Genomic DNA, 24,538 nt, shown 5'->3' with positions numbered 1-24,538 from the left:
GCGCATCACGCATTGATTGCCTTTCTTTTTAAAATCTTTTCTTATTTAACTGTTTGGGGAGATAAACTCGGCTTAAAAATAGCCACATCACAACCACGCTAATCAGCGTTGCCCCCATTGTTGCCCACCCGTGTCGCCAACTTACTAACACCAGCAAACTGGCAACTAATCCATTGAACTGTTGATTCAACGTGATAAAAGCCTGCTGCTGTGTTGCGGACGACACTGGCATTAAACGCGTCCATAATGTCTGTTGCGTATTGGTATACAACGGTAACAGTTGGAATGTGATCAAATACAGCACAGCTGCCGCAATAACGGCAACAAGCCAAATTGGTGCCTGTGCTAACGCCCAAACGAGTAACAAGCCTAGCACTGCTAATCGCATGACTAATGGCAAACTGTCATTATCTCGTGCCAAACGTATCAAATATAAACGATACATGACCGAACGGCGTTTTGTCAATGTTTTTATCACCCCGTCCAAATAACGCCGACGCTTAATGGTTCTTGGTTGGTTAGGGATTTCTGCAAAGGTTGCATAAAAGCGATAGACGCGCTGCTCATGTTGTTGTGCTTGCGCAATGGCTATTGGCCAATTGATAGCCAAGTTTTTGGCCCGTGTTGTTGTTAACCAATAGCGATAACCAGCTAGGCATAATATGATGAGTAGCGTCAGGCCAACCAACCCCAGCCATTTTTGCGGTACGGTTAAGACTGAGGTTAGCAGGCCACCAGGTATCACAACGCGATATATGATTGCTTGGATGCCCCGTCGCCAGTCGTAATCTGACTGTTGCAGCGTTAAAAATAAACGTTGCCGCGCGACCAAAAGCAACTGCCCTTTGTATGCAAAAACGATACCCCAGAGCAACGCCAAACGCCAGCTCGACATCCCCCCGATTTGCCAAAGGATGGGCACAATGAGGCCGATAGCCGCCGACTGCCACACGACAGCCCAACCATAACTTACCGCAAAAGCACGTGGCAGATAATGTTTGATCAGCTGTTGGTCACTTCCCATCAAAAACAACGCATCAGCTGGCTTAAAATACGTGATCAATGCCCCAAATTGCAGGCCCACGACCAACCACAAGACCACGGCGGCAATTAACCACGGCGATTGCCACAACTGCATGTATCGCGGGTCCGTTAACAGTTCGCGATAGCCCAGTACCCCAACGCCAAATGCTATCACGAGAAAAACTAGAAAATGGTCATTAAACAACCGCTTCAAGTAAGTAACCGTGATGTGATTAGCTTGATGCCAACGCGACTCAAAAAGCTTAGTCATGGCCATAAGACACCGCTCCTTGCGCCAAGTCAAAATAGTCATCAAGCGTCGCCACCGTGAGCTGGTATTGATCTGCTAATGCCTGTGGGGTCCCCACAAAGCGTACTTGACCAGCTTCTAATACGACAAAAGTATCCACAAATTGAGCCGCCGAGCTCAGCAAATGGGTCGTCATCAGCACACTGTTGCCGGTTGATACTTGTGCTTGCATCAAGCGCACCACATCCCGATGGGCCAACGTATCGAGCCCTAAAAATGGCTCATCAACGAGTAATAACGGCGCCTTTAACATAAATGCTGAAACCAGCATCACCTTTTGGCGCATTCCCTTGGAAAAATGGCTCGGTAACCAATGTAATTTGTCCGCTAACCGAAATAACGTTAACAACGCCACCACATCTGGCCAAATCGCGGCTTTATCAAGCCCATGCGCAGCTAACATCAAGTCAAGATGTTCCCCTAACGTTAATTCTTCATATAAAATCGGCTGTTCTGGAATATAAGCCAATTGTGCCTTGAAGTTTGACGGGTCTTGTGCCAAATCAAGACCGTTTAAGGTAATTTTGCCAGATTTTGGTAATAACTCACCAATAATATGATTGATGGTGGTTGATTTACCTGCCCCATTCAACCCAATTAACGCCACAATTTGGCCATCAGCTACTTCAAACGACACGTTGTGCAAGACTTGATTCCCAGCATAACCACCGGTTAAATTGTCAATTTTTAATCCCATGATTCCATTATAACAGGGGCCATTGGTTATTTGGTATAATAGCCATAACAAAACGAAATGGAGTTAAACAATGGATATTTTTGATCAAATCATTGCTGGTGATATTCCCAGCTACAAAGTATATGAAGACGACGATGTGTTAGCATTTCTAGATATTTCTCAAGTAACCCCTGGTCATACGCTAGTAGTGCCCAAAAAACATGTCGATGATATCTTCGATTATGATGCCGCTGTGTCTGAAGCGGTGTTATTGAAACTCCCTATGCTTGCACGGGCGATCAAAGCCAGTGATCCTAAGATTACGGGGATGAATATTTCGTCTAACAATGGCGTATCCGCTGGTCAAACAGTCCGTCATTCCCACTGGCATTTGATTCCACGTTATGATGATGACAATTTGACTTCACGCTTGGCACCAACCATTGACAACAGCAGTCAATTCTCACCTGAACGTTACCAAGCGATTGCCACAGCGATTACTGAAGCCCTTGAAAAGGAGTAACTGCCATGGTTGTCATTGATCAAATCAAACATATAATTGCCCAAATTCAAACCATCCTGTCTTTGGGCAAACAACTTCAAAACCAAGAAGCCCAACTTAAAGCACAATTAGCGCAACTAAAAGTCGTGCAAGATGATCTCCAAGTCGACATTAATAAGATGAACTTCAAAAATAAGCCACATCTTGATCGCATCCAAGAGACCACTGCACACCTGAAAGCTGAATTGTCAAAGTATCAGGCGTAGAGACTGATTTTGTGTTAAAATAATCAAGATACTAATCAGAAAAGGAAGCATCTCATGCGTAAATTTATTTGGGGGCTACTTGTTGTTATTTTTGCAGGTGGTCTGATCTATCTTGGTCTCAATTCATCAAAAACACTGATGACATCTGACGCAGGAAAAGTGACGGAAAAATCATTCTTGGCTGACTTAAAAAAGTCACCAGCTGGTCAACAAGCGTTCGCCAACACAGTGGTCACAACCGTACTTGACAATAAATACGGAGGCGATGTCTCAAAGTCTGACGTGCAACAAGCATTTGATACACAAAAGGCCCAATACGGCGATGCCTTCAAGACAGTCTTGGCTTCAAACAATATGACTGAAGCACAATTCAAGACGAACATCAAAAACAATTTGATTATGACGGCAGCTGTGAAAGCCAACTACAAGGTGTCAAACAGCCAACTTGAACAAGCTTACAAAGACTATCATCAATCAACAACGATTTCGATGATTAAAGCAAAAGATGAAGATTCTGCCAAAAAAGCCATTGAAGACTTAAAGTCAGGTAAAAGTTGGAACGACGTTTATAAGCAATATACAACAGATAAGACTTATGAAAAGTCAAATGGCCAACTCCCTGCCTTTGATTCTACTAGCACAAGTGTTGATTCAGCAATTCAAGACGCCGCCTTCAAACTTGCAAAAACCGGTGACTATACAACCGACCCTGTAACGTCTAACGGTAGCTATTATGTTATCCGTTTGGACAAGACGACAAAGAAGCCTAGCTTGAACAGCGTGCGTACACAACTCACGGACAAGCTTGTCACAAACTTCTTGAATGATCAAAAGAGCAGTGACAAAGTACAAGCCATTATTGGTAAGATCCTACGTCAAGAAAACGTTGACGTTAAGGACGCACAACTTAAAAATGCTTTGAATGCTTACTTGACAGCTGGTTTAACAGCCAACAAGTCAAAGTAAATTAAAAACACGTCACTGAAGTGACGTGTTTTTTTATGCCTGCGTATCGTGATAAAAACGACGATTATCTAATCCAAAGATGCGATCAGAAAAAGCATGTTCTGGCGTTTTTTCTAAAGCAGCCGTCATCATCTGAATATTGGCATCAATCTCATCGAGTTGATGTAACACTTCGGCTGTCATCGTGGCTGGTCGTACTGGCGAACCATATTCTAGTACCCCATGATGCGCCAACACAACGTGCCGCAGCAACAGCATGTCTTCAGATTGTAAGTCAAATTTTAATTCGTGAGCGGCCAATACAATTTGTTCATCCACCAACGTAATATGTCCAATCAGATTGCCAGCCAATGTGTATTGCGTAGCAACCGGACCAGATAATTCAATGACTTTGCCTAAATCATGCAACAAAGCCCCAGCAATCAGTAAGGACTGATTTAGTTGTGGGTATTGCGCTGCGACACTTTTTGCTAAACGTGCAATCGATAATGAATGATACGCTAAGCCGCCGGCAAACGCATGGTGGTTCACCTTAGCTGCTGGAAAACGCAAAAACGCCTCATGATAGGTTGTAAATAACTTTCGCACCAACCGATTCCAAGTAGGATTGGTAATCATCAAAATGAGGTCATTTAATTCTTCTTGCATCGCCTCCGTCTTAATCGGCGCATGCGTCATAAAGTCAGCCGGATCATCCGGTTCCCCAGTTTGTGATAAGCGTATATGCGTAATTTGAACTTGTGGCTTATCCTGATAAGCACCGCGAACGCCCTGCAATTTGACGATTTGACCTGGCAGTAAGGTTTTTATCTGCTCATCCGTCGCATCCCATAAATTACCTGGCAAATCACCCGATCGATCCGAAAAAACCAGACTCAAATAAGGTTTGCCCGTTTTTGTCAGTCGCATATCGGCACTTTTAATTAATGCAAAATTGTCAATCGGTTCTGTATCTTGATACGCTGTCAGTAATTTCACCATTTGCCACCTCTTTGATTATAATTTTATCATACTCTCGACCGCTTGATCGGGCCAAGCCGTTGCAAAATAGATGATTTGTTGCTGCTGGGCAATATCTTGTAATAGCGCGATCATTGTCTGTTTACGCTGCGGATCAAAATTAACAAACCCATCGTCAATCAAAATTGGGACCGACACAATATCTGCAATCACGCGACTTAAAGCCAGCCTTAACGCAATATAAAGTTGTTCTTGTGTCCCAGTTGATAATTCAGTCACGGCAAATTGTTGCTGGTCCGCGCGCGTGACTAGTAATTCTGACGCTGAAAATGTCATCTCATGATAGCGTCCGTGCGTTAATCGCTGGAAATACTGCGTCGCCAATGTTTGCATTTTTGGAAAGCGGTTTTGCGAGGCACGTTGCAAAGCGACTGTAATCCATTGACTAGTCAACTTTTCGGCAATATAGACACCGAATTGTTCAATTAAGGCGGTCTCCTCGTCTGCAAGCGCCTGTTGCATGGCGATAAATTGATCGTTACTGGTTAAATGCGCTTGTTGTGCTTGGTGATCTGATAATGCCGCTTGGCAGGCAAAAAGACGCTGCTGGGCAACTTGCAACTGTTGTTGTAAAGCGGTGAGTTGTCCCTGTAACGTATCACGATCCTTAATTTGTTCTAATTGTGCCAGCATGTCAGGCTGAATTTGACGCATCAAATCGTCATACCGTTGGCGCAGTCTGGTCTGTGATAACTCTTGTTGTTTTAGGGCCTCGATATCTGCCATGTCACTGACATGATACTGGGCAAATAACTTTTGTTGCGCTTCACGAGCTTGATCTAATTGCTGCTGATGAAACGCGATGGCTTCAACGCGTTGCTGTTGTTGCTGGCTCAACGCCATAAAGTCGTGTTGCGCCGTTAATTTTTGCTGTTCATAGCGATGTTGCAATTCAACCACTGATTGCGCTAAATCAGTCATATGCAACGTCACGTTAAAATGCGTGGCAACTGGCTTCAATTGACGCATAATCGCGGTTTGCAAATCAGCAATCGCAATGTTTAAAGCCGACAACTTTTGTTTTGTTGCGGGTTGTTGCTGCAAGGTTTTCTGCAGTGTCAACACCTCATCAACCGTTAAATGCCCGTAGCGCGCTAAAATTGCAGCAACTTGGCGCTGATGTGACTTGTATTGCCAAAAGGCCAAGCCAGCCGGAATAATGGCCAACAAGACCCCTGGTTTGGCAACCAAAAAGCCTAAGACGCCGACAACCAAACTCGCCATCAACCAGACCATTTCAGAACTACGACGTGTCAATTGTTGCTTTTCAGCAGGACTTAGTGGTTCGGGTAGCACCCCATCTTCAAATTGTGCCTGTAATTGGCGTTGCGCTGACAGGAGCTTTTCACGTGCTGCTAGTTTCTCCTGTAATTGTGTCACCGCGTGCTGGGCTTGCGCTAAAGTCGTTTCAAATTCAAAGGCGTCTGGTGTGGCTGCCACTTGTTTGGGATCTTGTGCCTGTTGTAAAGTTTCTAAGGCCGATTGATGTAATTTGATGGCTGACGTCTGCTCTTGTAAAGCCAGCAAATCCGCATCTGAAACGTGCGGCCCAGCTTGCGTCATTTTTGTTTTTAACGCAACGGCTGTTGTATACACATCATATTGTTGTTGCAGTTGCTCATGCTGTTTAACTTGTGCTGTCAGCGATAAAACAGCTGTTTTAGCCTCATCGACACGTTGTTGATCAGCCATCACTTCCGCCTCACCTGCAATAAAATCGGGTAAGGCGGTCGCTTTTTGCTGAACTTGTGCCAATGTCTCAAAATAATGCTTGGTCGCTTGATTAAGCGGCCGCTTACCTGTTGGCCGTTGCGCAAATTGCTTGTCTGCTTGTTTGTCTAGGTCATCAGCGACGGTTAACCATTGTGCGCTGCCTACGGCCCCAATATTGAGTAGAAGCTTCTGTAAATCAACCGCTTTGAGCTGGGTAATTTCTGCTAAATCCTGTTGACTAAAATTAAAAATCGCGTCAAAAGCTTCACGATTTAGCGGGGCTAATTGGTCGGCTAACCACTTTTCGGGTTCAGCGATACGCGTTTGGTCAGCTAAACGTGTGATCGTTAATTGCGATTGTGTGCGGCCTAAGCGGGTAATTTTCACCGTTTCGGACGCAAAACGCACCGTTAAGCTCCCACCATAGCGACTCCCATCTCGCGGGTCATAAGTATTAGTCTTCCCTTTTTTGCTGGGAAAACCAAATAAAATCCCAACGATAAAGGCCCGTAAGGTTGACTTACCAGACTCATTTTGGCCAATAATGACTTGGAGTCCTGACTGAAAGTCAAAATGTTGCTTCGACCAACGCCCAAAGCCACTGATATCGACTTGTTGGATATCCATGCGTCTCACATATTCCTTTCTAATAACAGTTGTTGCATTTTGTCACGCAAAGCTTGCTTACCAGCTGCACTAAGGTAATACTCACGGACAGCATTAGGTACTTGTGCGGGTAAATGCGCCCCCATATCAAAATCATCGAGTACTTGCGCCAATGCGTCATGCCAAAATTGTTGATCAATTTGATCGGCTGCTAACAACGTTGTGGCGACCTGTCGCCGTTCCAGTTTAACAACCCATTGGTTGGCTGGTAGATTCGCCCGAATTTTGGCTAACATCACGCCACTCGTTAAACGTTCAACCACAGCTGGATCTAGCTGTCCAGTGAGCTGAATGGTGAAAAAGACAGGCGTCTGATCATCACGATCAGCCAGTCGTGCTAACAACTCATCTTCGTTTAAACTGTCCGTAAAAACGAGTTCCTCCCAACGAATCACCGTTGATGGCTGAAATACTGGAACTAATTTACCTTGTGTCGCTGTGACTAAATAATAGCCCTTCTCGCCGGTTTCTTTCCGGTTTAACCCTTGTAAATTCCCCGAATACCCAATAAATGGTTGCTCATGTAGTGTTTGTCGCACATGAATGTGGCCAAGTGCCCAATAATCATAGTGCTTGGTGAGTAGTCCTTGTACAGTAAATGGTGCATAAGGATCGCCCGCCTTTCCCAACGCGCCATGATACAGGCCAATATGATAGTCATCCGTCGTGCTTTTCACTGGAAAATCCGTCAAAACAGGCTGCATTTGTCGTGGCGTTTGGTAGCTAAATCCAGTGATTGCCACCCGTTCACCGGACGCAAGTGTGAACCGTTGTGTCGCCACATCTTGACTGAACACATGCACATTTGCTGGCCAAGGTAAGTGGGCATGTTGATCCGCTTCAAAATCATGATTCCCGAAACTCAGATAGACCGGAATATTTGCTTGATTTAAACGTTCAAATTGTTGATGCACAAAAACTTGGACTTTGGGACTATTTTCGGTGGCACTATATAAATCCCCAGCAATCACTAAAAAATCAACCTGCGCCGTCAGCGCCTGCGTTATCATTTTTTCAAATGCGTGCATGGTTGACGCTTGCACTAACTGTTTGAGCGCTGCTGGTAACTCACGGTCTAACCCTTTAAAGGGGTTACCTAAGTGACTATCCGCTGCATGAATAAATTTCATAATCGACCTCTCTGAACAAATGTTCGCTTATTTAATTATACTGAATTGCTTGCACTTTCACAACTTGTGAAACCCCTTACATATATGCTATGATAGAGGCAATACATCAAGGAGAGTTTATTATGACAATTCATAAAATTTTATTTGGTACTTATACGAAACGCATCTCAAAAGGCCTCTATGAAGCTGAACTCGACACTGAAGCGCGTCAATTACAAAACCCCACTTTTGTGGCACCACTAACAAATCCGACTTACCTCGCCGTATCAAAGGCCGACAAAGTATATGCCGTTGAAAATCGCAACGGTCAAGGTGGCGTTGTTACATTTGATAACACTGTTCGCCCATTGGCTGAAATTGATGCCCAATTAAGTGAAGGTTCTGCGCCAGCTTATATTGGTATTGATGAAGCCCGTCAACTTGTCTTTGCCGGTTACTACCATCGTGGTACCGTTGAATCTTATCAAATCAAGCCTGATGGCAACCTGTCACTCGTGACAACATGGACTAATACAGGTTCTGGCCTACGCCCAGAACAAGGAAGCTCTCACATTCATTTTGCTAACTTGACACCTGATAATCGCTTAGTTGCTGTCGACTTAGGAACAGATGAAGTGATTACTTTTGACGTACAAGATGATGGTCAATTTACTGAAGTGGCACGTTTCCGCACCGAAGAAGGCTTTGGTCCACGTCATATTCGTTTTTCACCAGATGGGCAATATGCCTATCTGTTAGGTGAACTTTCAAGCTTACTAAGCGTCTTGAAATATAACGCTGAAGATGGCACATTTGAGCACGTGATGACGGCATCAACGATTCCAGCCGATTGGACAGCCCACAATGGTTCAGCTGCCCTCCGCATTAGCCATGACGGTCGATTCATCTACGCGTCAAACCGTGGCCACAACTCAATTGCTGTCTTTAAGGTCATGAATGAAGGGGCAGAAATTGAACGTATCCAACTCATTAGTTCTGAAGGTGAATTCCCACGTGATATGAACTGGGATGACAAACAAGATTTCCTTGTTGTTGCCAACCAAGACACTGATAATGTGACCCTCTTTGCCCGTGATCAAGAAACTGGCGAATTAACGCTACTACAAAAAGACTTTGCCATTCCAGAAGGTGTGCGCGTTGCCTTTGAAAACTAATCAAAAAAAGTTCAAGTCGTTTGACTTGAACTTTTTTATTTGACTTTCAGCGTTTTAGTGTAAGTTTCAGCGATCAATCTGGCAATGCGGCGCTGACCCACATCATTTGGATGTAACCCATCCGGCATAAATTGTGCCCGAAAGTCGGCCTGACTCGGATCAAATAACTTTTTTTGCATTAAGTTGATGACGGGTACTGCTAAATTCTGACAAGCCGTGAGCTGAGCAGCCACATAGGCATGCAAATCCAAACCCAAACCATTTAACGTCCGGTCAGTCCGTCGCACCTGTTGTCCACGGACAGGTGTTTGATAAGTTGGCGTCAAGACAAGAATTGTCGCCTGCGGCTGTAGTTGCCGTAAATGGGCAATAATCTGATAGAACGCGCCGATATAAGTCGTAGCGGTCAAATCAGTCGGCGCACCAATGGGCACATTCCCCAGCCAATCATCATCCGTGCCTTGTACAATATATAAGTCAGCTGGTTTTAGCCGTTGGGCCTGCTGAAATAAACTGGTAAAACCGTTATCAGCAAGATGCGCACCAGATACCGCCAGATTTTGAATCGTGGCCCCTGTGGCTTTTTGAAGATACTGGCCATAATTATATTTGGCCTTTAAGCCAAACGACACACTATCGCCAATAATGCCAATTTGACGCACATTCTTCAAGGCCGAGTATCGGATACGCGCTAAACTCATCATATCTGAATCTTGCCAATGTGCCATCATCTGCCACGTTTTAAACCGACCGATAAGTTGATGGCTGAAATGTTTCAATTGTCCCCACATTGCGGTTCCCCAACGTCCTTTCTTGACACAACGACTAAAATAAAACCCCAAAAAATTTTGGGGTTACTATCACACGTTTTTAGCGCGCATGATACAAAATAGCCAAAGCACCGATACCCGTATGCGTTGAGACAATCGGTGTCGTATTCGTGACTTCAATTTTAATATCGGGCCAGATCGCATTCAAACGAGCAGCCATTTTTTCGGCTACTTCTGGGACACCGGCATGAGAAATACCAATCGCAATCATCTCATTATAAGATTGCATTTTTTCAATCACACTGTCATTGAATTTGGCAATGGCCTTCATACCACGTCCTTTGGCTACGACTTCAACTGAACCTGTTTGATCAACCGTCGCACCGACTTTAATGTTTAACAAATTCCCAATGATGCCTGATGTTTTACTTAAACGACCACCGGCAACCATGTTATCTAATGAGGTAAAGCTCAAAAATGTATGTGATTCCGAGCGTACCTTCTCAGCTTCCGCCAAAATTTCCGCCATTGATGCCCCTGCTTGTGCCATTTTAGCCGCTGCTAAAACGGGAAAAGCTTCGGCACGGTCAGCATTTAATGTATCAAATGTTGTAATTTTAGCTGCTGATAGTGCTGCCGCTTGTTCGGCGGCATGCACAGTCCCAGACAAACCAGATGAGAGGTGCATACTCAAAATTTCTGATTCAGGATATTGTTGATGAATGGCATCATAAGCTGCCTGAAACTTTCCAATTGATGGTTGTGATGTCTGCGGTAAAGTGTCACTTTTTGACATCTTTTCAAGGAATTCATCACGTTGAAGTGTCACGCCATCTTCATAAACGACCCCATCAATTTGCACCGTCAAAGGTACTACCGTAATATCATATTGGGCGATTTCTTCTGGGGTTAAAGCAATCGCTGAATCTGTAACAATCTTTATATTCGACATTTTTTCCTCAATTCTTACGCTGATATCGTTCAACAACAAATGCGTAGTCATGTTTTTCATCTTTTGGGTGTGGTTGACTGGCAATCAGCTCAAATTGTGACAAATCCACCGCTGGGGCAAACGTATCACCCGCCACATCACCAGCAACTTTTGTAATTATTAAATCCGTGGCATAAGGCATGAATGCTTGATACATGGTTGCCCCACCAGCAATGGTCACATCACGATCTTCTGCCGCAATTTTGGCCAAAACTTCTGACATACTATGCGCGACAAGTACGTCGTCATAGCCAGGTTGCCAATCAGTTTGATGGGTTAACACCAGGGTTGTACGGTTGGGCAATGGGCGCCCAATACTATCCCAAGTTGTCCTACCCATAATCATTAACGTCCCCATTGTTTCTTGTTTAAATAGCTTAAGGTCATCAGGTAAATGCCATGGTAAGTCCCCATTCTTACCAATTGCGTGCTGTTCGTCTTCCGCCCATACCATTTTAATCTTAGTCATGTTGACTGAGCTCCTTTGCATAGGCTAACAATGCCGCTGGCTGATTGGCCACTTGGCCTGTGACAACTGCCCGTTCAATTTGCTTTAAAATACGCCCCATTTGTGGGCCTGGTTGTACAATTTGTTCGGCAATTAACTGGCCGCCAGCCACACGTAGTTCACGTGTATGATGAATCGGTAAGGCCTCAAACATCGCGTCCACATCGGCAATTACTGCATCATCAGTTCGGATTAAACGTAATACACTCATCAAAACGTCACGGTAATCATAAATTTGATATAACGTCCATAAGTCACGCCGCGCAATGTGGCGTGCAACCGGAACAACCGCAGTTACCATCTTAATCAAGTCCCGACTTGTTTTCCAAGTCCGCATAAATGTCGTCATCTCTGACTCGTTTAACGTTGAACGGGTTAAAAGATGCGCCCAAACGACTGGAATTGTTGCGGGTTGCTGGTTTTCAAGGTCAGCGATAATATCAGCAAATTGCCACTGATCAAGCTGACCAGGTAAGTACGTCACAACGCCATCTTCAATTGCCATGGTCAGACTGGCAGCGGCTTGCTGACCCATCAATAGTTTTTCAAATTCAACACGAATGCGTTCAACCGCAATTTTGGCCAAATTTGGCGCCAAACGTTGCAAAGCTGCGCGGGTATCTGGTGCGATTTGAAAGCCAAGTTGGGCACTAAAACGTAATGCGCGCATCATGCGCAACGCATCTTCAGTAAACCGTACTTCAGCCTCACCGACGGCCCGAATGACACCGGCCGACAAATCCGCTAACCCATCGAACAAATCAACAATTTCACCATCATAGGTCATTGCCAACGCGTTAATCGTAAAATCACGGCGTTGCAAATCTTCTGACAAACTGCGCACAAACGTGACTGTATCAGGTCGGCGAAAATCTGTATAGGTTGATTCCGTCCGAAACGTCGTAATTTCATAGCCCAGCCCATGATCTAATACCATGACAGTCCCGTGCTGAATACCAGTATCGACTGTTTTATCAAATTGTTTTTTGACCTCTTCTGGAAAGGCAGCACTCGCAATGTCAACATCATGAATCGGTTTTTGAAGTAACATGTCGCGTACGGAGCCACCAACAAAATAGGCTTCAAATCCGGCTGCTTCTAAACGCTGTAAAACTGGTTTGGCAGCCTCAAATTCTGATGGTAACGCTTCAATTTTCATACATAATATCCTTCTGTCTATTATATCAAAAACACCCTAATTAGAAACACTCCCCCGCACCATTTATTAGGCTGATTCCAGTCTTTTTTGCTCATCTTAGTAAGCTAAATCTTCCAGACGCATTTGCATGTCCAGATCATCAGGTGCCAAGAATAGATATTGCTTCAACGCAGAGATTTCTTCTTCAGGTTGCCCTTGTTCATGGTACCAATCAATCAAATCGCGCAAGAAGGCACTATTATCTTGGAATAATGGCGCAGCAGTTGCCCAATTTTCAGCGGCCTTATCTGTCTCCCCAATAGCTTGATAGGCACGAGCTAATAACCAATAGAACTGTGGATCTAAGACATCCTCTGCCATGGCTGTCGTTAAGCGCGCAATCACGTCTTCATAACGTTGTTGGGCAAACCAGAGATCAGTCAACGCAATCAGTGTTGCAACATCGGACTCATCAACAGCGAGTCCCTTGAGATAATATACTTCGGCTGCCGCCGTATCCCCCAATTTTTCAGCTGCCTGACCGGCAAGACGATACAACAACACATTCGTTTCATCTTGGGCTAGCCCAGCCTGGTACGTCCGATAAGCGTCTTCTAACTGGTGAATTTGCGTATAGGCTTGTCCAAGTAGTGGATAAACTGACGTGTACTTTGGATCAACATCCAAAATGTCATTAAATAGACGGATCGCATCGTTTTCTCGATGCGTTTCTTGGTACAAAATAGCTAGCTGGAAACGCGTGTCTAACGTCATCAATTCTGGCTTGATTTGTTCCAAATAACCAATGGCATGGTCATATTGCCCGATTTGGGCATATGCGACCCCAATTCGCGCCACCAAGTCCACCCGACTCATTTCACGCTTACCTTTCAAGAGTAAGGCGCGGTAGCGACTAATGGCCTTCTGATAGGCTTGATTTGCAAAATAAAATTCAGCTAAAGCAAACTGGATAATATCTTCATCTGGCGCTAATTTTTCAGCCTGTAACAAACTGTGTTCAGCTGCTTCATTTAAGCCTTCTGATTGATAAATATCTGCCTTAACCAATAGTGCCCGCAAATAAGAATCAGAATCCGGTTGAATTTGTGCGAGATAATTTTGTGCGTCATCAATATCGCCATCTTCAATGGCAATGTCAGCCAATGCTGTGCGCAACTCATCTTCTTCCGGATACTTAGCCAATAATTGTTGATAAGCGCGTCGTGCTTCTTCTAAAAAGCCCAAGGCATACAGCTCTTCGGCTAAACTATAAATCAACTCATCGCTATCTTGACGTAACGATTGATCAAAAAATTTTTGCGCAGGTTCTAACTGACCACGCTCCAATGCATCTAACATTTGTTCGGCATAACTTGTTGACATTCTGACTCCTCTAACTTTGACCCCTATTTTTTATTGGCCGACAACACTACTTTTTAGGGCAGTATATCGCCATTAATATGATCTTATTTAACAGCCTATTTTACCATAAAACCGTTGGTAACAGCGACTTTATGGCTAATATATCGATAATCTATTCAACATAAAAACGCCGCTCATCTGAGCAGCGTTACTAACTGATATCTTACTTCTTGAGATGGTCGAAACCATCTTTCACTGCGTCAACGGCTTCTTCTGCCTTGTCCTTGACTGCTTCAGCAGCATCTGATAGCTTGTCCTTCACATCAGCAAATAGCCCTTGAGCCTTGCCTTCTGCTTCACGTGCCTTATCACCGGTAACCTTGCCTTCTACTTCTTTTGCCTTACCAGCAACCTTGTCCTTAGCGTTATCAAACTTTTCTTCAACTGACATAACCTGTCCTCCTTGAGTGGTGATTTGACGTTACAAGTGTATTCTAACACAAAAAAGATAATATAGGGTGAATTTTGCACATTATTTTTTAAGTATTTTGTCCTTTATTTATTAACGCCTTTTAAAATTAATGGCGTCACAACACAGAAAAAGGCAAGCGCTATTGCGCTTGCCTTCGGTATGCTAGATTAGAAAATAAACACTTATGTTGGCTAATTTCTCCCAGGATACCCTGTCAATCACGATTCAGTCAGAATCTGATTACTTAACAGCTTCCTTCAATGCCTTACCAGGCTTGAATGCAGGTACCTTTGATGCAGGAATTTCGATTTCTGCGCCAGTTTGTGGGTTGCGACCCTTACGAGCTGCACGGTCACGAACTTCAAAGTTACCAAAACCGATCAATTGAACCTTTTCACCGTTCTTCAAAGCTTCTTCGATTGATGTAAAGACAGCATCAACTGCTGCAGTAGCATCCTTCTTTGTTAAACCAGTTGCCTTTGCAACTGAATCTACTAATTCTTGCTTGTTAGCCATTTTCGCTTCTCCTAAGAGTTTTTATTAACCGTCAACCGGTTTTGAAATCTGTCGAAACATTATTTCATGTAACTAGAATAACACAAGAACGCCCGAATGTGTAGTGTTTATGCGGGTTTTCAGGTTTTCGTAATAATTTTGTCACAAGAAAATGACGTCATCACAACATGACTCACATGCGCAGTCGCTAACTTCTCATTTACGAGCACGGACAATCAATTTGATTGGCGTACCCGTGAAATCAAAGGCTTCACGGATTTTATTTTCTAAGAAACGTTCGTATGAGAAGTGCATTAATTCAACATCATTAACAAAGATAACAAAAGTTGGTGGTTGCACGGCAACTTGTGTCGCATAGTAAACACGTAAGCGGCGGCCATTATCAGTTGGCGTTGGGTTCACGGCAATCGCGTCCATAATAACATCATTCAACGTTGACGATGAGATACGCTTACGGTGGTTAGCATCAACATCCTTAATCATCTGTGGCAAACGATCCAAACGTTGCCCTGTTTTTGCTGAAACAAAGACAATTGGTGCATAATCTAAGAACTTGAATTCAGCGCGAATCAAATTCTCGAAATCTTTCATCGTGTGATCATCTTTTTCAATGGCATCCCATTTGTTGACCACAATAATCATGGCACGGCCGGCTTCATGCGCAAAACCTGCCACGTGCTTATCTTGTTCCCGAATACCTGCTTCGGCATCCAGCACCATCAAGACCACATTACTATCATCAATGGCTTTCAAGGCGCGCATCACAGAATACTTTTCTGTATTCTCATACACCTTACCGCGCTTACGCATCCCAGCAGTATCCACCATGATGAATTCATCACCTTCAGGCGTGACAAAACGCGTATCGATGGCATCACGAGTTGTCCCTTCGATATCAGACACAATCACCCGTTCTTCACCCAAAATGGCATTCACAATTGATGACTTGCCAACATTTGGCCGACCAATGATACTAAAACGAATAGCGCCATCGTCTTCTTGTTCAGCTGCTTCGTCGGGGAAATTCTTGACAACTTCATCCAACAAATCACCTAAGCCCAAACCGTGTGACCCAGAAACTGGATAAGGTTCGCCAAGACCAAGTGAATAAAAGTCATAAATATCTTGACGCATTTCTGGGTTGTCGACCTTATTGACCGCAAGCACTACGGGCTTGTCCGTCTTATAAAGCATTTTTGCGACAACTTCATCAGCTGAAGTCACCCCTTCACGCCCAGATGTCACCATGACAATGACATCAGCCTCATCCAAAGCTAATTCAACTTGGGCACGAATTTCGGCCAAAAATGGTTCGTCTCCGAGTTCAATCCCGCCGGTATCAATCATCCGGAATTCATAATTCAACCATTCGGCTGGTGCGTACAAACGATCGCGTGTCACCCCTGGTTGATCTTCAACAATTGCAATACGTTCTCCGGCCATCCGGTTAAAGATAGTCGATTTTCCGACGTTTGGTCGGCCAACAATGGCTACTATTGGTGCTGCCATAATCGCACCTCCTTTTTCATACCGTGAGCGTCCACTAATGCTCACTCAATTTTTTTCAAAAATAAAAGAACTGGCGAACCAGCTCTTTTATGTTGATGCTTCTTACAACTTATCACCAAAGATGTCACCCAATGTTGCGGCTGAGTCATCTTGTTGCTTGTAAGCAGCGATATCAGCACGTGAAGCTGAACCATCGTTACCACGACGATCTTCACGTTCTGGCTTTTCTTCCAAAGCCTTCATTGACAATGAAATACGTTCTTCGGCTGGCTTAATGTCCAATACCTTCACTTGTACCTTGTCACCAGACTTCAAAACTTCTGATGGGTTTTCAATACGCTTGTTTGAAATTTGTGAAACGTGTACAAGACCTTCGATACCAGGCAAAATTTCAACAAAGGCACCAAAGTCCTTCACACGCTTAACAGTACCTTCAAGCACTGAACCTGCAGCGATTTGATCTGCAGCTTCGTCCCAAGGACCACGTTGTGTTGCTTTGATTGACAATGAGATACGACCCTTTTCAGTGTCCAATGCCAAGATCTTAACGTCAACCTTGTCACCCTTTGTCAATACATCGGCTGGGTTCTTCACACGATCGTGTGAGATTTCTGATACGTGAACCAAACCATCAACACCACCCAAGTCAACGAATGCGCCGAAGTCTGTCAAACGGGCAACAGTTCCTTCAACAACTTCACCAACTGACAACTTGCTAAATACTTCAGCCAACTGTGCAGCACGTTCTTGTGCAGCAACAGCCTTACGTGACAAAATCAAACGTGCATTAGCAGGGTCAATTTCGATAACTTGTGCTTTAATATCCTTATTCTTGAATTGGTTCAAATCAGAAACGAAACGTTCTGCAACCATTGATGCTGGTACGAAACCACGTACACCGTTAACATCAACAATCAAACCACCACGAACAGCGTTGATAACCTTGGCATCAACTGTGTCACCTTCAGCAAAGCTCAAGTTTTCCCATGCCTTGCGAGCATCCAAACGCTTCTTTGACAACAAGTAAGCTACACCTTCCTTGTCGCTTGTTACGTTAGAAATGACAACTGCTTCAATGGTATCACCAATTTTTAATTCGTCTGCCAGGTTGATGTTACGATCGTCTGAGTACTCACGTGCTGGCACAACTCCTTCTTCACCGGTAGACAAACCAACAACTGCTTGGTTATCATTATCAATAGCTAAAAGCTCACCGGTAACGACATCTCCCACCTTAATTTGATCTGCTGCGCTTTCGAGAGCTGCTAAGAACTCGTTGTTTGTTTCACTCATGACGTCTAACGTCCTCCTACAATTTACACTATGTGTATAGTTTACCAGAATATGTTTATCTTGTATAGTAAAAAACAGCGTTTTCACGCTGTAAGTTAATCTTGCTGTTTATCTAGGATGATTTTTGTAATCATTGCCACAACTTCGTCGATGCTGTGACCCGTTGTGTCGACCAAAACGGCATCGTCGGCTTTGACTAACGGACTAATCTGACGATGTGAATCCTTATAATCACGTGCCTCAATTTCAGCTTTTAAGGTCTGCAAATCAACGGTCATGCCCTTAGCTAAATTCTCTTGATAACGGCGTTGTGCGCGTTCGTCAACACTAGCCACAAGGAAGATCTTCACTTGAGCATCTGGTAATACCGTTGTCCCAATATCACGCCCATCCATAATCACATTATGACTGTTGGCAATCTCTCGTTGGCGGGCCACAAGATCAGCTCGCACTGCAGCATACGATGAGACCAACGACACGTTGTTGGTAATCTCAGTTGACCGAATTGCTTCCGTCACTTCTTGATCATTTAAGAAAACACGTTGCACTGGTGTCCCTGGTTCAAAACGTACCTGCGTATGCGGTAATAAAGCCACAACCCGTGCTTCGTCATCATATGCGACGCCGGCTAATTTAGCCGCTAAGGTGATGGCACGATACATCGCACCCGTATCCACATAAACGTATTGTAATTGTGTAGCTAAAATTTTGGCAATCGTTGACTTACCAGCTGATGCTGGACCATCAATTGCCACCTGAAAATTATTTGTCATAGTCTCCTCTAACTTAGCGAATATTTAAATCGCGACCAGCATATTGGGTATAATTTGACACGGTAAGACCTGGGTTTAACGCAATCACTTGATCCGTTGTCATGCCATGAGTCACGGCAAAATTATAAAGTGTTTGGCTGGCACCAAGTACGGCAGTATTGTTAGCAACACTCGATGACGCTTCAGGTGCCACACTACTGCTACTTTCGACTGCACTTGATGAAACGCTCTCATCAACTGAACTGGTGTCATCACTACTACTTACGGCAGATTCAGATACCGCAGTATCGTCTGAAGAAGCGACCGATGACGATGATGAGTCAACAGACGATGCTTTTTTCGACGATGCCGTTTTCTTATGACTCACTGATGACGCCACTTGTTGTTGCGGTGCTTTGTGGTTCGCCCAGAAGCCATAGACTGGTACGCTCGATAAAATGAGCAACCCAAGCACAATAAGGAATACCCGTAAACGCTTGTGTTCTCTGTTACGTTGACTCGACTTACGCGCAAATTGCGGTTCAATTTTTTGTTGCTTTGATCGGGCTGACCGACTCATCTTGTTTGGGTCAAAATCGTTCATAATAAAACGACCTCCATCATAATAGTTCACTTAAAAGTTTACCACATAGGGGGTCGTTGATGTGCACAACGTTTGCTTAAGAGACAATTTTATGCTGAAGCGGCTTCAAGACTGATAAAATAGCAAAACTAACAATGCCCCATATCAAACCTTGCGCAATATTAAACGGTATCACCATTGCGATAAAGTATTGGCCCAAACCAATCATTTTAGCAATATCAAAATGCGCAAATTTCGCATAAAGTGGTACCGCGATCAACCAGTTCATCAGGACACCTGCCAATGTTAAGCTCACCGTTGCCGCACCGACCGCAAAAAATGCGCGGCCAATTTTTTTGGCGTCAAACTGTGGCATCACCCAAAATAATACTAGCGCAAAAGCCACAATCGCCCCTAAGTTAACGGGTAAGCCAAGATAGGTATTGACCCCTTCATTAGCCAAGATTAACTTTAAGAGCGTCCGTAAGATGACAGTCCATAGTGCCGCCGTAAGATCTAACCAATACCCTGCTATCAGCACCGGAACAATTGAAAAGTCTAATTTCAAAAAATCAGCTCCTGGTATCAACGGCAATTGTGGAAACAACATTAAGCCAAACGAAATGGCACTTAAAATCGCGATCAGCGTTAAGCGTTGCGTGCGTGTGTGTGAAACGGACATAATTTTTGCCTCAAAAAAACTGCACAATTTGTCAGGGTAGCACAAAAAGGCAGTTTTACTTTCTTTTTTAAACTTCTTTATACCCGACTTTACGGTCGGCTCTGGATTTTGACCAGATCAGCTGCTTGCGCAGGTCGCGGGCTTACCATGTCTTGCATGTCTCACCGCCGGTTGGGATTTACACCCGACCCTGAAGTATATTCAATTAAGATTACTTACTAATTGTAACAAAGTAATCATCACAAAGCAACGTTTTAGCGACGACGATACATTTTGTAGTCTTGATTCTTGAGGCGCTTGACTTCTGCACTCGTTAATTTACGATATTCACCCGATTGTAGACCAGTTAAATCAAAGAAGGCATACTGTTCACGTGTCAACTTAGCCACTGGTAACCCCACTTTTTGAAGCATGTTTTTCACTTGGTGATTACGACCTTCATGAATAATAACGCGTACCATACTGGTCTTTTTGTCTTTATCCACACGTTCAACACTCACCCGCGCAGGGGCCGTCTTCCGACCTTGAATGACCACACCACGCTTTAGCGGCGCTAACTTTTCGTCAGTCGCAATCCCTTCAACTTTGGCCATATAGACCTTATCAACACGTGACTTAGGGTGCATCAATTGATTAGCGATTACCCCATCATTGGTCAATAATAAAACACCAGTTGTATCATAATCCAAACGACCAACAGGATAAACACGTTGTGGCACGTCTTCAAGCACATCAAGGACCGTTTGGCGGCCCTTATCGTCACTATTCGTCGTGACCACCCCACGTGGCTTGTTCATCAAATAATACACCAGCTTTTCGCGGCCTTCAATCGGTGCGCCATCAACCTGAACAGTATCATGTGGCATCACTTTGATGCCCAGGGTTTTGACCGTCTCACCGTTGACTTGGACCCGACCTTGTGTGATTAATTCTTCTGCCCCACGACGTGAAGCAAGTCCTGCTTGCGCAATGACTTTTTGTAAACGTTGTGCTTCTTCAGACATCATTTTTTTCTTCCATTTCTGTTGTCTGCGCATCAAATGCGCTGGTAAATAATTCGCCACCACCATCTACGACGTCCAGGGATTCAAAATCTGGTAGTGGTGGGAGTTCATCAAGTGATTTTAAGCCAAAATAATCTAAAAATTCGGCTGATGTCCCATACATAATGGGACGACCTGGTTCATCTTTTCGCCCCACTTCAACCACAAGCTGCCGCAACATCAACTTCTGAATGGTACCTGCTGACTGGACGCCCCGAATTTGATCAATTTCAATACGCGTAATCGGTTGCTTGTAGGCAATAATGACTAAAGATTCTAGCTGTGCTTGTGATAAAGTAGCCTGGGCTGGCGCTTCAAAATACCCCTTAACAACTGCGCCAAGTGCTGGCTTAGTGACCAAACGATACATGCCATCCGTTTCCCGAATCTCTAAAGCGCTGTTGGGATCATCAGCATATTTATTGGCTAGCGCTTCAATCAAGTTCAACACTGCCGGTTTATCAAATTGGGTAATACTACAAAGCGTTGATAGCGCCATCCCTTCATCACCAGCGACAAAGAGCAGTGCTTCAATTTGACTCAAATTATTCATGCCCGTCTATGTTCTCAATTTCTACAAATATTTCTGCTTGTGCATCTGTTTGATGCAAAATAACCTGATCTTCCTTTGCCATTTCCAACAAAGCAATAAACGTCATGACCAGCGATTCACGATCATGTAACTGGTCAAATAACGACTCAAAGGGCAACATATCCCCAACTTGGTGTGCTGCAAAATGCTGACGAATATTAGCCACTGCGTGCGCCATCGTCATTTTTTCACGAACAACCCGACGACTAATCGGTTCATGTTGTCGTTTTTTGCGCAATAACTTAGCAAATGCCACCTGTAAATCCACTAACCCAAGCCCTGGTGCCAGTGCCATATCAGGCTCAAAATCTGCTGGGACTGCCATCGGTAACCGTGCAAATGATTGGTGATCAGCGCGCTCTCGTTCTCGTAATTGCGCACTGGCAGCTTGAAACTGTTTATAGGTTAACAGTTGCCGCATTAATTCATCACGTGGATCATTTAAATCCTCAACCAGCATATCATCGTCATAGGTTTCTTGCGGCAACAAATCCGCTGATTTAATTTGGACTAACGTGGCCGCCATCACCAAATATTCAGACGCCACATCCAACTGCATATCTTGCTGCGCCTGAATGAAGGCTAGATACTGGGCCGTGATCGTGGTAATTGGCAAATCAAAAATATCCAGTTCTGATTTTTTAATTAAATGCAGTAATAAATCTAACGGGCCTTCAAAATCGCTTAATTTGATTGTTAAACGCTGCGCTACGATGTTGCTCTTCTCCATTTATTAATTAATTTTTGATTATCTAGTGTTCCCATCAAAAAAGCCGTTGGATTTTGTGTTTGAAAATTAGATAACAACTCAAAATAATTTTCAACCGTACGGGCTTCTGGGGTAAACGCCACATGACGCACCAAGACGATATCATGATCTAAAAATTCAACGCCCAAAACACCCTGCACCCAATTACTACGCTGCCAAACATAAAGGCAACGGGTCTCACGATCGTTGTACCAAGCCATTTCAGCTTTCAAAAATGGTAACTCACGTAACCCAGGCAACAACGATAAAATACCCATCACGGTTTTTTGATTATCACTTCTAGCTAATGCTAACATTTTTCTTCCTCATTAATGGCAGGTCTGGCGCCAGTAAATTAAGCCCGTGGATGGTACTGATCATAGACTTCACTCAAGCGCTTTTTTGAAATATGCGTATAAATCTGCGTGGTTGAAATATCGGCATGCCCGAGTAATTCTTGCACAATTCGTAAATCCGCCCCATTTTCCAAAATATGGGTGGCAAACGAATGGCGCAACGTATGTGGGGAGACATCTTTTGTAATGCCTGCTTCAACAACCAACTTTTTAATAATTTTCCAAACACCCTGCCGTGTGAGTTGTCCGCCACGATCATTTAAGAAAACATAAGGTGATGCTTTACCTTTGAGTAAGGCTAAGCGACTGCTGGCAAAATAACGCGTTAACCAGTCCGCCGCTACTTCGCCAATCGGAATAATCCGTTCCTTGTCGCCTTTTCCAATAGTTTGAATCAACCCCAATTGCAAATGTAAATCACTTAACTTAAGGTTGACCAATTCGCTAACACGTAAACCAGTGGCATACATCACTTCAATTAACGTACGATTACGGATATCAAGCGGGGTCGTGTCTGTTGGCACAGCCAGCAAGGCATCAATTTCCGCCACACTCAAAACGGCCGGTAAATGCGTGGCTTTCTTCGGTGGTTTAATATCGCGCATCGGATTTGGCAAAACAATTTTTTCTTGCGCTAAGTAGCCAAAAAACTTCCGGAGTGACGTGACCATGCGGATCACAGAATTATTGGATTTACCAACTAACCGTAGTTGATTCAACCATGCCAAAACCACGACATGATCTACTGCTTCAAGCGTCAATTTTTCTGCTGTCAAATAAGCGCTAAATTGGGTTAAATCCTGTCGGTAACTGTTAATTGTATTGTCAGACAAGCCACGTTCTATCCGAATATAGTGCAAATAGTCCGCAATAGCGAGGTTAATTGTTTGTGTCATTTTCGGCAATCAGTTGAATACCACCGTCAACTTGTTCAATGAGACGCGCTTTGTAAAGGTGGCCTAACGCACGCTTGAACTGACTCTTACTAAAGCCAAATTGACGCTTAATGGCTTCAGGATTACTTTTATCATTGAATGGCAAAAAATGATCCGTCCGACGTTGCAACTGGAGCAACAAGAATTGGGCATCTTCATCCATTGTCTTATAAGCTAATGGCTTGAGTGACAAATTCAACGTGCCATCTTCACGAACGCCAATAACACGCGCTTTAAGAACTTCCCCTAATCTTGGCTCATCGTGACGTTGTGACGGGTGAATAAAGCCCAGATAATAATCTTCAGTAATCACAAGTGTGCCCGCGATTTTATTGCGGTACACTGTGGCTTTAACTGTTTTAGACTTCATTTCTTGTGGGGCACGACGAGCAACGGCACCAATAATATGTTGCTGGGCAAGTTCGCCCCACAACCGACCTTTATTATCTTCTTTTATTGCTAGCATCAGGCGGTCACCCTTTTGTGGCCACAATGTTGTGATGGTTGGCAGATCATCTAAAGAGACAACTAGGTCTTTGTTAGGTAGTCCAATAGCGACAAACACACCTAAATCGTGTCGGTTTGCCACAACCGTTCCCCAGCCATAAACATCTTTTTGAGCTGTTGGTAGTGTTTTGGTAATTTGTAGCTTATGATTTTCATTTTCATAAGCAAAACCTGTTACAAAGCCTCCGACTTTAAGGGGCTTTTCAAGTTCTGATTTGTCAATTTCGTACGTAAAGCCATCAACTTGCGCAAAAAAATACTGGGTATTTTCATCCGTTACTGATGCTTTTACAATTGTACCAACTCTTGGATTCGTCATGATTTTTCCTCTGATGCGCAACTTCACGCATTTTTC

At 44.0% G+C, this 24,538-nt stretch carries 27 protein-coding genes and 1 riboswitch; of the genes, 4 read left to right on the top strand and 23 right to left on the bottom strand.

What is annotated here, in order from left to right; translation table 11 throughout:
* Positions 1 to 28: 28 nt before the first annotated feature.
* Together FGL80_RS06145 and FGL80_RS06140 are read right to left on the bottom strand one after the other, a co-directional pair.
* Complete coding sequence (locus FGL80_RS06145; protein ID WP_055308004.1) at positions 29 to 1,300, bottom strand: ABC transporter permease; 1,272 nt, start codon at positions 1,298 to 1,300, stop codon at positions 29 to 31.
* Complete coding sequence (locus FGL80_RS06140) at positions 1,287 to 2,030, bottom strand: ABC transporter ATP-binding protein (protein ID WP_055308005.1); 744 nt, start codon at positions 2,028 to 2,030, stop codon at positions 1,287 to 1,289. Before FGL80_RS06140 ends, FGL80_RS06145 begins: the two co-directional genes overlap by 14 nt.
* Before the next feature lie 70 nt (positions 2,031 to 2,100).
* On the opposite strand from FGL80_RS06140, the gene FGL80_RS06135 reads away from it, so the two are divergent.
* From FGL80_RS06135 to FGL80_RS06125, 3 genes are read left to right on the top strand one after another with little or no spacing between them, the layout of a single operon-like run.
* A complete protein-coding gene (locus FGL80_RS06135; protein WP_010000190.1) occupies positions 2,101 to 2,532 on the top strand; it encodes an HIT family protein in 432 nt (143 codons plus the stop codon).
* Between the two features lie 5 nt (positions 2,533 to 2,537).
* The gene (locus FGL80_RS06130) at positions 2,538 to 2,777 is read left to right on the top strand and encodes a hypothetical protein (protein WP_055308006.1); all 240 of its coding nucleotides are present in this window, start codon (positions 2,538 to 2,540) and stop codon (positions 2,775 to 2,777) included.
* A gap of 54 nt (positions 2,778 to 2,831) precedes the next feature.
* Complete coding sequence (locus tag FGL80_RS06125) at positions 2,832 to 3,743, top strand: peptidyl-prolyl cis-trans isomerase (RefSeq protein ID WP_010000193.1); 912 nt, start codon at positions 2,832 to 2,834, stop codon at positions 3,741 to 3,743.
* 33 nt (positions 3,744 to 3,776) lie between these two features.
* Here the strand turns inward: FGL80_RS06125 and FGL80_RS06120 are convergent, their stop codons facing one another.
* The 3 genes from FGL80_RS06120 to FGL80_RS06110 are packed head-to-tail and all read right to left on the bottom strand — an operon-like array spanning position 3,777 to position 8,272.
* Positions 3,777 to 4,724, bottom strand: a complete 948-nt coding sequence (locus FGL80_RS06120; RefSeq protein WP_055308007.1) for a 3'-5' exoribonuclease YhaM family protein — start codon at positions 4,722 to 4,724, stop codon at positions 3,777 to 3,779.
* Positions 4,725 to 4,739: 15 nt separating this feature from the next.
* Positions 4,740 to 7,103, bottom strand: a complete 2,364-nt coding sequence (locus tag FGL80_RS06115; RefSeq protein ID WP_055308008.1) for an ATP-binding protein — start codon at positions 7,101 to 7,103, stop codon at positions 4,740 to 4,742.
* A gap of 5 nt (positions 7,104 to 7,108) precedes the next feature.
* Positions 7,109 to 8,272, bottom strand: coding sequence for a metallophosphoesterase family protein (locus FGL80_RS06110; RefSeq protein ID WP_147001862.1), 1,164 nt, complete (start codon positions 8,270 to 8,272; stop codon positions 7,109 to 7,111).
* A gap of 122 nt (positions 8,273 to 8,394) precedes the next feature.
* Here FGL80_RS06110 and FGL80_RS06105 point away from each other — a divergent pair, with 122 nt between their 5' ends.
* Complete coding sequence (locus tag FGL80_RS06105) at positions 8,395 to 9,426, top strand: lactonase family protein (protein ID WP_147001861.1); 1,032 nt, start codon at positions 8,395 to 8,397, stop codon at positions 9,424 to 9,426.
* Positions 9,427 to 9,461: 35 nt separating this feature from the next.
* On the opposite strand, the gene FGL80_RS06100 is transcribed toward FGL80_RS06105, so the two are convergent.
* The 18 genes from FGL80_RS06100 to FGL80_RS06015 all read right to left on the bottom strand — a co-directional run bounded on the left by FGL80_RS06100 (position 9,462) and on the right by FGL80_RS06015 (position 24,502).
* A complete protein-coding gene (locus tag FGL80_RS06100; RefSeq protein ID WP_055308011.1) occupies positions 9,462 to 10,217 on the bottom strand; it encodes an SGNH/GDSL hydrolase family protein in 756 nt (251 codons plus the stop codon).
* A gap of 79 nt (positions 10,218 to 10,296) precedes the next feature.
* Entirely contained in the window at positions 10,297 to 11,148 is an 852-nt protein-coding gene (locus FGL80_RS06095; RefSeq protein ID WP_010000201.1) for a DegV family protein, read from the bottom strand.
* A 7-nt stretch (positions 11,149 to 11,155) separates the two neighbouring features.
* Complete coding sequence (locus tag FGL80_RS06090; protein WP_055308012.1) at positions 11,156 to 11,656, bottom strand: dihydrofolate reductase; 501 nt, start codon at positions 11,654 to 11,656, stop codon at positions 11,156 to 11,158.
* A complete protein-coding gene (locus FGL80_RS06085) occupies positions 11,649 to 12,854 on the bottom strand; it encodes a CCA tRNA nucleotidyltransferase (protein WP_147001860.1) in 1,206 nt (401 codons plus the stop codon). Before FGL80_RS06085 ends, FGL80_RS06090 begins: the two co-directional genes overlap by 8 nt.
* Positions 12,855 to 12,950: 96 nt before the next feature.
* Entirely contained in the window at positions 12,951 to 14,216 is a 1,266-nt protein-coding gene (locus FGL80_RS06080) for a tetratricopeptide repeat protein (RefSeq protein WP_055308014.1), read from the bottom strand.
* A 202-nt stretch (positions 14,217 to 14,418) separates the two neighbouring features.
* Entirely contained in the window at positions 14,419 to 14,646 is a 228-nt protein-coding gene (locus tag FGL80_RS06075; protein ID WP_010000206.1) for a CsbD family protein, read from the bottom strand.
* 261 nt (positions 14,647 to 14,907) lie between these two features.
* A complete protein-coding gene (locus FGL80_RS06070) occupies positions 14,908 to 15,183 on the bottom strand; it encodes an HU family DNA-binding protein (protein ID WP_010000207.1) in 276 nt (91 codons plus the stop codon).
* Between the two features lie 195 nt (positions 15,184 to 15,378).
* Positions 15,379 to 16,692, bottom strand: coding sequence for a ribosome biogenesis GTPase Der (gene der, locus FGL80_RS06065; RefSeq protein WP_010000209.1), 1,314 nt, complete (start codon positions 16,690 to 16,692; stop codon positions 15,379 to 15,381).
* A 102-nt stretch (positions 16,693 to 16,794) separates the two neighbouring features.
* Positions 16,795 to 17,985, bottom strand: a complete 1,191-nt coding sequence (gene rpsA / locus FGL80_RS06060; RefSeq protein ID WP_010000210.1) for a 30S ribosomal protein S1 — start codon at positions 17,983 to 17,985, stop codon at positions 16,795 to 16,797.
* A gap of 95 nt (positions 17,986 to 18,080) precedes the next feature.
* Entirely contained in the window at positions 18,081 to 18,758 is a 678-nt protein-coding gene (gene cmk / locus FGL80_RS06055; protein ID WP_055308015.1) for a (d)CMP kinase, read from the bottom strand.
* 13 nt (positions 18,759 to 18,771) lie between these two features.
* Positions 18,772 to 19,341 (bottom strand): DUF2500 domain-containing protein, encoded by a 570-nt coding sequence (locus FGL80_RS06050; protein ID WP_147001859.1) that lies wholly within the window; start codon positions 19,339 to 19,341, stop codon positions 18,772 to 18,774.
* Positions 19,342 to 19,417: 76 nt separating this feature from the next.
* Positions 19,418 to 20,002 carry an ECF transporter S component gene (locus FGL80_RS06045; protein WP_055308017.1) on the bottom strand — a complete coding sequence of 195 codons (585 nt, stop codon included), beginning with the start codon at positions 20,000 to 20,002 and terminating at the stop codon, positions 19,418 to 19,420.
* Positions 20,003 to 20,068: 66 nt separating this feature from the next.
* Positions 20,069 to 20,204: riboswitch (FMN riboswitch) on the bottom strand.
* Positions 20,205 to 20,256: 52 nt separating this feature from the next.
* Positions 20,257 to 21,006 carry a pseudouridine synthase gene (locus FGL80_RS06040; protein ID WP_010000216.1) on the bottom strand — a complete coding sequence of 250 codons (750 nt, stop codon included), beginning with the start codon at positions 21,004 to 21,006 and terminating at the stop codon, positions 20,257 to 20,259.
* Positions 20,999 to 21,598: an SMC-Scp complex subunit ScpB gene (scpB, locus tag FGL80_RS06035; protein ID WP_055308018.1), complete on the bottom strand. Its 600-nt coding sequence runs from the start codon at positions 21,596 to 21,598 to the stop codon at positions 20,999 to 21,001. The genes FGL80_RS06040 and scpB overlap by 8 nt, the downstream gene beginning before the upstream one ends.
* Positions 21,591 to 22,367 carry a segregation and condensation protein A gene (locus FGL80_RS06030; protein WP_055308019.1) on the bottom strand — a complete coding sequence of 259 codons (777 nt, stop codon included), beginning with the start codon at positions 22,365 to 22,367 and terminating at the stop codon, positions 21,591 to 21,593. Before FGL80_RS06030 ends, scpB begins: the two co-directional genes overlap by 8 nt.
* Complete coding sequence (locus tag FGL80_RS06025; protein ID WP_010000220.1) at positions 22,346 to 22,702, bottom strand: hypothetical protein; 357 nt, start codon at positions 22,700 to 22,702, stop codon at positions 22,346 to 22,348. Before FGL80_RS06025 ends, FGL80_RS06030 begins: the two co-directional genes overlap by 22 nt.
* Before the next feature lie 38 nt (positions 22,703 to 22,740).
* Positions 22,741 to 23,637, bottom strand: a complete 897-nt coding sequence (gene xerD / locus FGL80_RS06020) for a site-specific tyrosine recombinase XerD (RefSeq protein WP_055308020.1) — start codon at positions 23,635 to 23,637, stop codon at positions 22,741 to 22,743.
* Positions 23,621 to 24,502: a CvfB family protein gene (locus tag FGL80_RS06015; RefSeq protein WP_055308021.1), complete on the bottom strand. Its 882-nt coding sequence runs from the start codon at positions 24,500 to 24,502 to the stop codon at positions 23,621 to 23,623. The genes xerD and FGL80_RS06015 overlap by 17 nt, the downstream gene beginning before the upstream one ends.
* Positions 24,503 to 24,538 lie beyond the last annotated feature (36 nt).

Origin of the sequence: Leuconostoc lactis, assembly GCF_007954625.1 — a bacterium.
In the GTDB taxonomy this organism is placed as follows: domain Bacteria; phylum Bacillota; class Bacilli; order Lactobacillales; family Lactobacillaceae; genus Leuconostoc; species Leuconostoc lactis_A.
The sequence above is the reverse complement of the archived record's forward strand: the minus strand, read 5'-3'. Positions and strand labels throughout refer to the sequence as shown.